Source organism: Methylobacterium sp. J-090 (assembly GCF_022829345.1).
Taxonomy (GTDB): Bacteria; Pseudomonadota; Alphaproteobacteria; order Rhizobiales; family Beijerinckiaceae; genus Methylobacterium.
The window spans coordinates 12,879-25,196 of record NZ_JAKSXV010000020.1 but is presented as its reverse complement, the minus strand read 5'-3'; the positions used below and the strand labels follow the sequence as shown (position 1 = coordinate 25,196).

Below are 12,318 nucleotides of genomic sequence, written 5' to 3'. Positions count from 1 at the left end.
CATGAACATCTTCGCCACCTTCGAGGCGCGCGTGCGCGCGGCCGTGCAGGGCCTGATCCGGGCCGGGCAGCTCCCCGAGGGACTCGACCTGTCGCGCGTGGTGGTGGAGCCGCCCCGCGACGCGAGTCACGGGGATCTCGCCACCAACGCCGCCCTGGTGCTGGCCAAGGAAGCCAAGTCCAATCCAAAGGCGCTGGGCGAAGCCCTGGCGGCGGAGCTGCGCAAGGACCCGGACGTGGTCGAGGCGAGCGTCGCCGGGCCCGGCTTCATCAACCTGCGGCTGGCGCCGGGCCTGTTCCACGCCGTGGTGCGGGCGGCGCTCTCGGAAGGCGATGCCTACGGCCGCGGCGCCATGCCGGGGGGGAAGGTCAACATCGAGTACGTCTCGGCCAATCCCACGGGGCCGATGCATGTCGGCCACGGGCGCGGGGCGGTGTTCGGCGATGCGCTCGCCAACCTCCTCGTGGCGTCTGGCCGCGACGTGACGCGCGAGTACTACATCAACGACGCCGGCGCGCAGGTCGACGTGCTCGCGCGCTCCGCCTTCCTTCGCTACCGCGAGGCGCTGGGCGAGGCGGTCGGGCCGGTGCCGGAGGGGCTCTATCCGGGCGACTACCTCGTGCCCGTGGGCCGGGCCCTGGCCGAGACGTATGGCCGGACTCTCGTGGAGCAGTCCGAGACCGAATGGCTTCCCGTCGTGCGGGCCTTTTCCATCGACGCGATGATGGAGCTGATCCGGGGCGACCTCGCCCGGCTCGGCATCCACCACGACGTGTTCTTCTCCGAGGCCACCCTGAAGGACGCGGTGCCCGTCCTCCTGGCGGAGCTGCGCGAGAAGGGCCTCGTCTACGAGGGCCGGCTGCCGCCGCCCAAGGGCCAGCTGCCGGAGGATTGGGAGGACCGCGAGCAGACCCTGTTTCGGACCGTCGAGTTCGGCGACGACGTCGACCGGCCGCTCCTGAAATCCGACGGCTCGTTCACCTATTTCGCCTCCGACATCGCGTACCACCGCGACAAGATCAGGCGCGGGGCCACCGACCTCATCGACGTGCTGGGCGCCGACCACGGCGGCTACGTCAAGCGCATGCAGGCGGCGGTGAAGGCGGTGAGCGGAGGGCACGCCGCCCTCGACGTCAAGCTGTGTCAGCTCGTGCGGCTGCTGCGCGCGGGCGAACCCGTGAAGATGTCCAAGCGCGCCGGCGAGTTCATCACCCTCGCGGAGGTGGTCGACGAGGTCGGGCGCGACGCGATCCGGTTCATGATGCTCTACCGCAAGAACGACGCGACCCTGGATTTCGACCTCGCCAAGGTGGTCGAGCAATCCAAGGACAACCCGGTCTTCTACGTGCAGTACGCACACGCGCGCTGCTTCTCGGTGTTCCGCCAGGCCCGGGAGGCCATGCCGGGCGAGGATTTTTCGCGCGGTGACCTGCTGCGCGAGGCCGACCTGTCCTTGCTCACGGATGCCGGCGAAGCCGAGATCATGCGGCTCATCGCCCAGTATCCGCGCGTGATCGAGGCGGCGGCCGGAGCGCACGAGCCGCACCGCGTGGCGTTCTACCTCTACGAGCTGGCGTCTTCGCTGCATGGTTTCTGGAACAAGGGCAAAGACTTGCCGCAATTACGGTTTGTTAATCCAACCGACCGAAACTCGACACGGGCCCGATTGGCCCTCGTGGAGGCATTGCGGGGCGTGATTGCCTCCGGCCTCGCGGTGTTGGGCGTCACCGCGCCGGACGAAATGCGGTGAGGTGACCGCGGCGTGAAGGGGAATGCTGCCATGACGACGAACGCTTCGCGAGCGACGGTCGATTTCGACGCCTTCGCGCGTGATCTGCAGCAGCCTCAAGGGCCCGCCTCGCAAGAGGGGGGCGCGCAAGGGCAGGCCGTCCGCGCGCCGCAGTCTCACGCCAAATCCGATCCTCTCGCCGAACTCGCCCGCATCGTCGGCCAGGACGATCCGTTCCGCGCCATCCTCGAGGCCCGCGACGGTCGGTCCGACGCGGCCGCGGGCCGGCGCATCGAGCCGAGCTTCGTCGACGCTCCGGCGCAGGCCCCGGCCTATCGGCCGGCCGCCGCGTCCTCGCCGACGGATGCCTTCGACCAGTATCTCGCCTCCGTGGAACAGGACCCCTATCCGAGCCACGGCGCCGATTCCGCGCCCCAGGCCGAGCAGGACGCGTTCGCCTCCGGGGAGCGCCCCGCGCAGGACCGGCCGCGCCAGCGCAGCCGCCTCGTTTCCGTCGGCGCCGGCCTCGGCGTGCTCGCCGTCTGCATCACCGGTGGCCTCGCCTGGCGCGGCCTGCATGCGGGCGGCGGCAACAGCGGTGGCGTACCCACCATCCTGGCCGATACCGCGCCCCTGAAGATCGCGCCGCAGAAGGCCGACGGCGTCGAGATTCCCGACCAGAACAAGCAGATCTACGACCGCACCGCCAAGGACGGACAGATCCGCATCGTCAACCGCGAGGAGCAGCCCCTCGACGTGGCGCAGGCCGCCCGCTCGGCCCAGCGCACCGAGGGCGGCGCGACCCCGGGAAGTGCCGCGGGCACCACCGGCGGCGCCGGCCCGCAGCAGACCGGCACCCTGACGGAATCCCTCGGCGAACCGCGCCGGGTCCGCACCGTCTCGGTCAAGCCCGACACGCCCGTCCCGCCGCCGCAGGCGGACGTGGCCGAGGCCGCGCCCACCTCCGTGATCCCGACCATGACCCTGCCGGGAGCATCCGCCGAGGGCACCACGCCCGCCGGTTCCCTGCGACCCCGTACCGCGCGGGTGTCCGCTCCCCTGTCGACGCCGATGCCGACGGCGACGCCCATGGCCGAGGCCCCTGCGCCCGAGCCGGTCGTCCCCGCGCCTGCGCCCACGCCCCGCGTCAAGGCGCCCCAGCGCGTCGCGGCCGTGGCACCCGAGACCACCGCCGCCGTGAGCCCGCCGCCCGCCACGGTGGCGGATTCGCCCGCGCCCGCCGCCGGCTCCTTCTCGGTCCAGCTCGGCGTGCGCACCAGCGCCGGCGAGGCCCAGACCGCCTTCAAGCAGATGCAGGGCAAGTACGCCCAGCTCGCCGGCCAGCCGGCCCTGATCCGTCAGGCCGAGGTTAATGGCAAGACCATCTACCGCGTCCGCGTCGGACCGCTCGGCAAGAACGAGGCGACGAGCCTGTGCACCCAGCTTCAGGGTGCCGGCGGCCAGTGCTTCGTGGCCAAGAACTAGAGGCGCGAACGAGGCCGCACAGCCCCGGCGCGCGCTGCCTCGACCGGGTTGCGCGTGCCTATTCCGGTCTGACGCCCTTCGGTCGCAGGTCCGCCCCATCCCGGCGCCACAGGCGGCTTTGGTCTTGCGGCGCGGGCCGCGCCCTTCGACGCTCTCCGGTCTGGCGCCGGATGATTCGCCGGGGCCGCCGACCGGCATTCCCGAAACACCGCAGGACGCGTTTTCCCATGACCACCCGTGCCCTGATCCTCGGTTGCGCCGGCAAGTCCCTCTCGGACGAGGAGACCACGTTCTTTCGCGACGTGGCGCCCTGGGGCTTCATCCTGTTCAAGCGCAACATCGGTACGCCCGACGAGGTCGTGGCGCTGACGCGGGCCCTGCGGAACACCGTGGGCCGTGCCGACGCCCCGATCCTCATCGATCAGGAGGGCGGACGGGTGCAGCGCATGGGGCCGCCGCACTGGCCGGCCTACCCGGCGGGCGGCCGCTTCGGGCGCCTCGACGGCTCGGCCGCCGCCATGGCGGGGCTCGGGGCTCGGCTCATGGCGCACGATCTCGCGAGCGTCGGCATCAACGTCGACTGCGCCCCCGTCCTCGACGTGCCCGTGGCCGGCGCCCACGACGTCATCGGCGACCGGGCCTACGGCACCACGCCGGAACGCGTCGCCGAGGTCGGCCGCGCCGTGGCGCAGGGCCTGATGGAGGGCGGCGTGCTGCCGGTGATGAAGCATATCCCCGGCCATGGCCGCGCCGGATGCGACAGCCACAAGGGCCTGCCCGTGGTCGAGGCCGATCTCGCCACCCTCACGGCGCAGGATTTCGCGCCGTTCCGGGCGCTGGCCGACCTGCCCATGGCCATGAGCGCCCATGTGGTGTTCACCGCCCTCGACCCGGACCATCCGGCGACCCAGTCGGCCGTCGTCATCGAGCGGGTGGTTCGCGGAATCATCGGCTTCGACGGTCTCCTCATGACCGACGACCTGTCCATGCACGCCCTCCGGGGCAGCTTTCGCGGGCGCACCGAGGCGGCGTTCAGGGCCGGCATCGATGTCGGCCTGCATTGCAACGGCGATCTGCCCGAGATGCGCGGCGTCGCCGAGGGCGCGCCGGCTCTCGCCGGTGCTGCCTTGCGTCGGGCGTGCGACGCCCTGGCCCGCCTGCCGGCCCAGGCGCCGGCGTTCGACGTGCGCGAGGCCCGCGCCCGGTTCGAGGCCGCCCTGGCTGCGTGAGCTTGGCTGCGTGAGCTTGGCCCAGATGAATTGGCCAACGAACGGCGCCTCCGGGGTCGGCGCGGCATTCCGCCTCGTTCCGGCACCGCGACGGCCCGCCGATCCCGCCCCGCCCTCCCGGCGATAAGGGTGTTGGAATCCCACACGGTTCTTGTGCTGGGGCGGCGCGATCCCTAGGTTCGCCCAAACTAGATCACACGCGTGGGTGCCGTGCGGGCTTCGAGCCCCTCGGCGCGGGAGGTTGCCATGGGCAGCATGAGTATCTGGCACTGGATCATCGTGGCCGGCATCGTGATGCTGCTGTTCGGGCGGGGTAAGATCTCCGACCTGATGGGCGACGTCGCCAAGGGCATCAAGGCATTCAAGAAGGGCATGGCCGAGGACGAGGCCCCTACCGCCGTGCCGCCGCCGAGCACCGGTGAACCCGTGCGGACCCTGCCCCATCAGGGCGAGCCGGCGACCGCCAACACCGTCGCCGCCGACCGCAAGGTCATCTGAGTCGCGAAGCCTTCTTTTGGCCGGGAAGGCGCTGGGCCAGGATGGTCCTGCGGCCACCCGGCGCGGGGTCTGGCGGAACCCCGCGCGACCTGCGATAGGCAGCCCGCCGTCACCGGCATCGCGCGAGCGCGGGACAGTCCACGAATGTTCGACATGAGTTGGGGCGAGGTGATGCTGATCGGCGGCGTCGCCCTCATCGTCATCGGTCCGAAGGACCTGCCCAAGGCCCTGCGCACGGTCGGGCAGATCACGACCAAGATGCGCCGCATGGCCGGCGAGTTCCAGTCGCAGTTCAACGAGGCGGTCCGCGAGGCCGAGTTCGACGAGATCCGCCGCGAGGTCGATGGCGTCCGAAAATCCGCCGGGACGATGGGGCCGGTGTTCAACCCGGTCCAGACCATCCGCGACGAGATCAAGGGCGCCGTCGACGGTCACACCAAGACCACGCCGTCGCCGACCCAGCCCCTGGCCAACGTCGCCGCCCAGCTCGCTGAGAACGATCCGGTGGCGCCCACGGAGCCGATATCATCCGGCTACGAGGCGGCGGCGCGGGACCTCGCCCGGCGCGAGACGCTCGTCGAACCCCTCGCTTCCCCGCCGCCCGCCGAGACGCCGGACCCTCCGGTCCCGGCCAAGACTCCGGCCCCTGCCAAGACACAGCCTGATTCCGCCTCATGACCAATGCGACGGATGACGCCGACATCGAGGCGTCGCGGGCCCCGCTCCTCGACCATCTCATCGAACTGCGCTCCCGGCTCATCAAGTCGTTGGCCGCCTTCGTGGTGATGTTCTTCGCGTGCTTCTTCGTCTCGCGACACATCTACAACATCCTCGTCTGGCCCTATGTCTCCGTGGTGGGGGCCGAGAACGCCAAGCTCATCGCCACGCACTTCCTCGAGCAGGTGTTCACCAACATCAAGCTCAGCGTGTTCGGCGCCGGTTTCCTGGCGTTTCCGGTGATCGCGACGCAGATCTACGCCTTCGTGGCACCGGGCCTCTACCGCAACGAGCGCCAGGCCTTCCTGCCCTACCTCGTGGCGACGCCGGTGTTCTTCATCCTCGGCGCCCTGGTGGTGTTCTTCCTGGCGATGCCGCTCCTCATCCAGTTCTCGGTGTCCCTGCAGCAGATCGGGCAGCCGGGGGAGGCGACCATCGCCCTCCTGCCGAAGGTGGACGAGTACCTCTCGCTCATCATGACGCTGATCTTCGCCTTCGGGATCGCGTTCCAGCTGCCGGTGATCCTGACCCTGCTGGGCCAAGTCGGCATCATCGACACGGCGTTCCTGCGTGAGAAGCGCCGCTACGCCATCGTCCTCGTCTTCGTGGCCGCGGCCGTGCTGACGCCGCCGGACGTGATCTCGCAGCTCTCCCTCGCGATCCCGATGATCCTGCTCTACGAAGCCTCGATCTTTTCCGTGAGCCGGGTCGAGCGGATGCGCGCGGCCAAGCGCAAGGCCGAGGGACTTGAGCCGTAGGGCATGACGGGGCGGGGCGGATTGGCTCGCGAGCCCCCGCCCTTGTCGCGCTGACGCCGATGCTGCAAAGCCTCGTCGTCTGTCCAAAAAGCCTGCGCCCGAGCGACCCCATGCACGACATCCGCGCCATCCGCGAGAATCCGGACGCCTTCGACGACGCCCTGCGCCGGCGCGGGCTGGCGCCGCTCGCGGCCGAACTGATCGCCCTGGATGACGCACGCAAGGGCGCGACGTCGGCCGCGCAGGCCAGTCAGGAGCGGCGCAACGCCCTGGCGAAAGAGATCGGCGGGGCCAAGAAGGCAAAGGACGAGGCACGCGCCGCCGAACTCATGGAAGAGGTCGCCCGCCTGAAAGACGAAGTCCCGGGATTGGAGACGGCGCAGGCCGAGGCTGGCAGGACCCTGGACGAGAAGCTCGCGGCGATTCCGAATCGTCCGAATCCCGACGTGCCCGAGGGGACGGACGAGCACGGCAACGTCGAGTACCGCAGGTTCGCCGCGACCCGCCCGCAGCTCCCCACGGGCAAGCAGCATTTCGAGATCGGCGAAGCCTCGGGGCTGATGGATTTCGAGGCGGCCTCGCGGATGTCCGGCGCGCGCTTCGTGGTGCTCAAGGGCCAACTCGCTCGGCTGGAGCGGGCGCTCGGCCAGTTCATGCTCGATCTGCACACGGGCGAGCACGGCTACATCGAGGTCGCCCCGCCCCTGATGGTGCGCGACGAAGCCATGTTCGGCACGGCGCAATTGCCGAAATTCCGAGATGATCAATTCGCGGTGCGCGAACATTGGCTCATCCCCACGGCGGAAGTCCCCCTCACCAACCTCGTCCGCGAAAGCATTCTTCGCGAGGAGGAACTCCCGCTCCGCTTCACCGCCCTGACCCCGTGCTTCCGCGCAGAGGCCGGCTCGGCGGGCCGGGACACGCGCGGCATGCTGCGCCAGCACCAGTTCAACAAGGTCGAGCTCGTCTCGATCACGACGCCCGAGCAGTCGGCGGGCGAGCACGAGCGCATGCTCGGCTCGGCGGAGGCGGTGCTGAGGAAGCTCGATCTGCCGTACCGGATCATGACGCTGTGTACCGGCGACATGGGCTTCGCCAGCCAGAAGACCTACGACATCGAGGTCTGGATGCCGGGCCAGGAGACATTCCGCGAGATCTCGTCCTGCTCCGTCTGCGGCGACTTCCAGGCGCGGCGGATGAACGCGCGCTTCCGGGCCGGCAAGGCGGTGAACTACGTCCACACCCTCAACGGCTCGGGGGTCGCGGTGGGCCGCGCCCTCATCGCCGTGATGGAGAACTACCAGAACCCCGACGGCAGCGTCACGGTGCCGTCGGCGCTGAAGGCCTACATGGGCGGGATCGACCGGATCGAGGGACATAGGGTCTGATGCGCATTCTCGTCACCAACGACGACGGCATCCACGCGCCGGGGCTCGAGACCCTGGAGGGGATCGCCCGGGCCATCTCCGACGACGTCTGGGTGGTGGCGCCCGAGACCGACCAGTCGGGCGTGTCGCACTCGCTGTCGCTCAACGATCCGTTGCGCCTGCGCGAGATCTCCGAAAAGCGCTTCGCCGTGAAGGGCACGCCGTCCGACTGCGTGATCATGGGGGTGCGCCACATCCTCAAGGATCACGGGCCGGACCTCGTCCTGTCGGGGGTCAACCGCGGCCAGAACGTCGCCGAGGACGTGACCTATTCGGGCACCATCGCGGCGGCCATGGAGGGCACGATCCTCAACGTGAAGTCCATCGCGCTCAGTCAGGCCTACGGGGCCGGCGGGCGGGGCGCCATCAAGTGGCACTGCGCCGCCGAGCACGGCCCGGGGGTGGTGCGAAAGATCCTGGAGATCGGGATCGAGCCCGGCATCGTCGTCAACGTCAACTTTCCCGATTGCGAGCCGGGGGAGGTCCACGGCACCTCGGTCACCGCGCAGGGCTTTCGCAACCAGGCGCTGCTCGCCATCGACGCACGCCAGGACGGGCGCGGCAACCCGTATTTCTGGCTCGCCTTCGCCAAGGCGACCTTCGAGCCCGGCCACGGCACCGACCTCAAGGCCATCGCCGAGAAGCGCATCTCGGTGACCCCCCTGCGCCTCGACCTGACGGACGAGCCGAGCCTGACCCGATTCGCGCAGGGCTTCGCGGGCTGAGCAGGGCTTCGCGGGCTGAGACCGACACCGCCATGACGACGGATGGCTCCATCGAGGCGGCGGCCTTCGTCATGGCCCTGCGGGGGCGGGGGGTGCGCGACACCGATACCCTGCGCGCCCTAGAGCGGGTGCCGCGCGAGCGATTCGCCCCGGGACCCCACCGCGATCTCGCCCGGCGCGACCTCGCCCTGCCGCTGCCCTGCGGGCAGACCATGACGGCGCCGAGCGTCATCGCCACCATGCTGACGGCTCTGGGCGCCCGCCCCGGCATGCGCCTCCTCGAGATCGGCACGGGGTCGGGCTACGTCACCACCCTGCTGCTGCGGCTGGGGGCCGCCCATGTCCACAGCGTCGAGCGTTACGCGCTTCTCGCCGAAGATGCCCGCGTTGCCCTGCTCCCCGAGGACCGGGTGCGGGCCACCATCGTGGTTGGCGACGGGCTCGATTCCGGCAGCCTGCCCGAGGGGCGCTTCGACCGCATCCTCCTCAACGGAACTCTCGCCGCCCTGCCGCCCCACCTGTTCGAACGTCTCGCGCCGGGCGGGCGCCTCGTCGGGGGCCTCGGCGCGGCCGAGGCGACGCGCCTCGTCGTCGTCGCGGTGGGCGCGGACGGCGCAGCCCAGGAGCGTATCGGAGGGGCCGTGCGTCTCGCGCCGTTGACGCCGGGGCGCGCCCGCGTCCTGTGACGGAGCAACGCGAATGGTTCCCGATCGACCAGAACGTGGTGAATCGGAACGGTTGTTTAACCTGAATCCCGTTTGAATGACGTCATCAAGTTGCGTCAGGTCAGACAGGTGCGTCGATGCGGGTTCGCGGGACTGGTCGAGGGTTGAAGACGCTGTCGCGCTTCGCGCTCATCGGAGTGATTGGGGGCGGCGCGGCCGCTTGTTCGTCGGATGCGTCGCGCCTCGGCGACCCCTTCGGCAATCCGTTCGCTTCCAACGTGGCGAGCGAGCCGGCTTCCACGGGAAGTATTTCGGACGGGGAGATTGCCCCCGCCCCGGTGGTGCGCACGAGCCGCATCCAGTCCCAGGCGCTGGGCGCCCCCGGGGTGGCGATGTCGCCCCGGCCCATGGCCGCCGCTCCGCCGGCGACCCCGGCGCAGACGAGCCGCGTCGCTTCGACGGAGCCCGTCTCCGGTATGGTGTCCGGCATGAACCCGGATGCGGGCCGCGCCATGACCACCCGGAGCGTGCCGGCGGCCCCCGTGCCGAAGGCCATCGACCGCGCCGCCGAGCGCAAGGCCGCCGAGGCCGCGGCGCTCGCCGCCCGCAAGGAGGCCGAGGCCGAGAAACTCGCCGAGGCCCGTCGCCTCGTGGAGGCCAGCAAGGCCGCCGAGAGGAAGGCCGCCGAGGCCAAGCTCGCGGATGCCCGGAAGCTCGCCGAGGCGAAGAAGCTCGTCGAGACCCGTAAGGCCGAGGCCGCCAAGGCGGTGGCCGAAGCCAAGAAAGCGCATCCGCGCCCCGGTCAGACCGTCGCCAAGGCCGACGACAAGCCCGTGCGCAAGATCGAGATCAAGGAGGCCAAGGCCGAGCCGAAGGTGGATGCCGCCAAGGTGAAGGCCGAGGCGAGCAAGGAGGCAGCCAAGGACGCGGCAAAGAAGGCCGCCGAGGCCGAGGCCAAGGTCGCCAAGCTCGAGGCCGCCAAGGCGACGGCCAAGCAGGTGGCCGACGCCAAGGCCGCCGAGGTCGCCGCGAAGGAAGCCGCCAAGGCGCCCGTGAAGGTCGCCGCCGTCGAGACGCCGAAGGCCGAGCCGGCCAGCACCGGGTCGGTGGCCTCCGACGCCTCGTTCCGCTGGCCCGCCAAGGGCCGGGTGATCTCGGGCTACGGCTCGTCGGGCAACGAGGGCATCAACATCTCCGTGCCCGAGGGCACGGCGGTGAAGGCGGCCGAGGACGGCACCGTCGCTTACGCCGGCTCCGACGTGAAGGGCTACGGCAAGCTCGTCCTCGTGCGCCACACCAACGGTTACGTCTCGGCCTACGCCCATAACGGCGAACTCGACGTGCGCCCCGGCGAGAAGGTGAAGCGCGGCCAGACCATCGCCAAGTCCGGCGCCTCGGGCAACGTCACCTCGCCCCAGCTCCACTTCGAGATCCGCAAGGGCGCCACCCCCGTCGATCCGATGCCGCATCTCGCGAGTAACTGAAGTAACCCGCAGGGGCTGAAACGAAGAACGGCGGCTCCCCCAAGGAGCCGCCGTTCTTCGTTCAGGGAAGGCCCGACGGGCTTTACCGCAAAAAATCGCCGAAGGACCGTGGGCCGTCGGGGACGGGAATCTCCTTCGTCACCTTGAGGGTGGCGGCGTCGAGGATACTGAGGGTGTTCGAGCCCCAGTTCGCGACCACGAGGCCCGTCCCGTCGCGGGTGGCGGCGATGCCCTCGGGATGGTCGCCGACCTCGATGGCGGTGACGCTGGTGAGGGTCTGGAGGTTGAACACGCTCACCGTGCCCGCATACTGGTCGGTGACGAAGCCGCGGTTGCCGGCCAGCGCCACCACATAGGGCCGCTCGCCCGTGGTCACCCGGCCGACCTCGGAGCCTGCCGCGACGTCGATGACCGAAACGTCGTTCGAGGTGACGTTGGCGGTGTAGGCGCGGGCGCCCGCCGCATCGAGGGTGATGCCGAACGGGTGCCGGCCGACGGGAATCGTGCGGGTCTGGGCGAGGGTGGCGGCATCGACCACCGAGACCGTATCGCCCTCGCGGTTGGCCACCAGGAGGGTGGCGCCGTCCGGCGTCACGGCGATGCCGGACGGCGAGGCGCCGACCTGAAACTCGGTCTCGAGGCGCGAGCCGTCGGCGGGCACCACGAAAACCCGGCTGCCGTACCAATCGGCCACGTAGACGAGGCCGGTCTTCGGGTTCACGGCGATGCCGAGCGGCCCGCCGGGGAGCGCCAGGGTGGCGGTGACGGTGCGGGTGGCGAGGTCCACGACCGCGAGGCCCGGCCCCTCGGGGCGGGTGACGTAGGCGGTCTTGCGATCGGGCGAGAGGGCGATGCCGGCCGGCGCGCCGTCGATGGCGATCTGGCCCACCACCGCGCCGGCGTCGAGATCGACGATGGCCAGCGCGTTGGCGCCCTGCGCCGTGATCAGGGCCTCGTCTGCGCGCGCCGGAGCGGCGATCAGCGCCAGGGCGATGAGGAGAGGGCCGGCGCGAGGCCGGCCCTTCCTTGCTGCGAGCTGTGAGCGGGAACCGCTCAAGAACCGCTCTTCTCGACCTTGGCCTTGAGGGCGTCGAGGCCGGTGCGGTAGAGGCCGCGCACGGCCTTCTGGGCGGCCTCGTCGTTGAGCTCGGGCGGCGGATCGTTGTTCATGTAGCCGCGGTAGAACGCGCCGTCCCACGACACCTTGGTCTTGCCGCCGGCATCCTCGACCTTGAGGGTGGACGAGTAGTCGTTCACCGGAAGGGTCTTCACGTCGACCTTGGTGATCCGGTACGAGTAGCTCATCTTCTCGGCGGAGTACTTGTACAGTTCCTCGTCCACCGTGGCGCCCCCCTTGAGGGTCAGGGTGCGGGTGGCCTTGATCTCGTTGCCGCCCTTGCCCTCGGTCTTCTCGACCGGGGGCAGCCAGCTCATGTCCTGGAAGTTCGAGATCACGGCCCAGACCTTGTCCGGGGCGGCGTTGATCTCGACGGTCTCCTCGACCTTCTTGCGGGTGGGGCCGTGCGCCTGGGCGCCGAACGAGACGAGGGCGAAGGCCGCCGCCGTCGTGAGTGCCAAAAACTTCATCGGGGTCTCGTCTC

12 protein-coding genes are annotated in these 12,318 nt (G+C 70.3%); 10 read left to right on the top strand and 2 right to left on the bottom strand.

The genetic code is table 11. The annotated features are described in order from the left end of the window. Nucleotide 1 precedes the first annotated feature (1 nt). The 10 genes from argS (at nucleotide 2) to MKK49_RS02140 (ending at nucleotide 10,717) form a co-directional block, all read left to right on the top strand. Entirely contained in the window at nucleotides 2-1,750 is a 1,749-nt protein-coding gene (gene argS, locus MKK49_RS02185) for an arginine--tRNA ligase (protein WP_244026425.1), read from the top strand. Nucleotides 1,751-1,780: 30 nt separating this feature from the next. After that, a complete protein-coding gene (locus MKK49_RS02180) occupies nucleotides 1,781-3,214 on the top strand; it encodes an SPOR domain-containing protein (protein ID WP_244026424.1) in 1,434 nt (477 codons plus the stop codon). A 227-nt stretch (nucleotides 3,215-3,441) separates the two neighbouring features. Next, nucleotides 3,442-4,443, top strand: a complete 1,002-nt coding sequence (gene nagZ / locus MKK49_RS02175; RefSeq protein ID WP_244026423.1) for a beta-N-acetylhexosaminidase — start codon at nucleotides 3,442-3,444, stop codon at nucleotides 4,441-4,443. Nucleotides 4,444-4,689: 246 nt separating this feature from the next. Then, on the top strand, nucleotides 4,690-4,941 hold the full coding sequence (locus tag MKK49_RS02170; RefSeq protein WP_244026422.1) for a twin-arginine translocase TatA/TatE family subunit: 252 nt from the start codon (nucleotides 4,690-4,692) through the stop codon (nucleotides 4,939-4,941). A 144-nt stretch (nucleotides 4,942-5,085) separates the two neighbouring features. Beyond that, nucleotides 5,086-5,619, top strand: coding sequence for a Sec-independent protein translocase protein TatB (gene tatB, locus MKK49_RS02165; protein WP_244026421.1), 534 nt, complete (start codon nucleotides 5,086-5,088; stop codon nucleotides 5,617-5,619). Next, a complete protein-coding gene (gene tatC, locus MKK49_RS02160; RefSeq protein ID WP_244026420.1) occupies nucleotides 5,616-6,416 on the top strand; it encodes a twin-arginine translocase subunit TatC in 801 nt (266 codons plus the stop codon). Before tatB ends, tatC begins: the two co-directional genes overlap by 4 nt. A gap of 110 nt (nucleotides 6,417-6,526) precedes the next feature. After that, entirely contained in the window at nucleotides 6,527-7,804 is a 1,278-nt protein-coding gene (gene serS, locus MKK49_RS02155; protein WP_244026419.1) for a serine--tRNA ligase, read from the top strand. Then, entirely contained in the window at nucleotides 7,804-8,568 is a 765-nt protein-coding gene (gene surE / locus MKK49_RS02150) for a 5'/3'-nucleotidase SurE (protein WP_244026418.1), read from the top strand. Before serS ends, surE begins: the two co-directional genes overlap by 1 nt. A gap of 32 nt (nucleotides 8,569-8,600) precedes the next feature. Then, nucleotides 8,601-9,254, top strand: a complete 654-nt coding sequence (locus MKK49_RS02145) for a protein-L-isoaspartate O-methyltransferase family protein (protein ID WP_244026417.1) — start codon at nucleotides 8,601-8,603, stop codon at nucleotides 9,252-9,254. Between the two features lie 116 nt (nucleotides 9,255-9,370). Next, nucleotides 9,371-10,717 (top strand): M23 family metallopeptidase, encoded by a 1,347-nt coding sequence (locus MKK49_RS02140; protein ID WP_244026416.1) that lies wholly within the window; start codon nucleotides 9,371-9,373, stop codon nucleotides 10,715-10,717. 82 nt (nucleotides 10,718-10,799) lie between these two features. Here the strand turns inward: MKK49_RS02140 and MKK49_RS02135 are convergent, their stop codons facing one another. Both MKK49_RS02135 and MKK49_RS02130 read right to left on the bottom strand, forming a co-directional pair. Continuing rightward, nucleotides 10,800-11,774, bottom strand: a complete 975-nt coding sequence (locus tag MKK49_RS02135; RefSeq protein WP_409565006.1) for a beta-propeller fold lactonase family protein — start codon at nucleotides 11,772-11,774, stop codon at nucleotides 10,800-10,802. After that, nucleotides 11,771-12,304: an SRPBCC family protein gene (locus MKK49_RS02130; RefSeq protein ID WP_244026415.1), complete on the bottom strand. Its 534-nt coding sequence runs from the start codon at nucleotides 12,302-12,304 to the stop codon at nucleotides 11,771-11,773. Before MKK49_RS02130 ends, MKK49_RS02135 begins: the two co-directional genes overlap by 4 nt. Nucleotides 12,305-12,318: the final 14 nt, after the last annotated feature.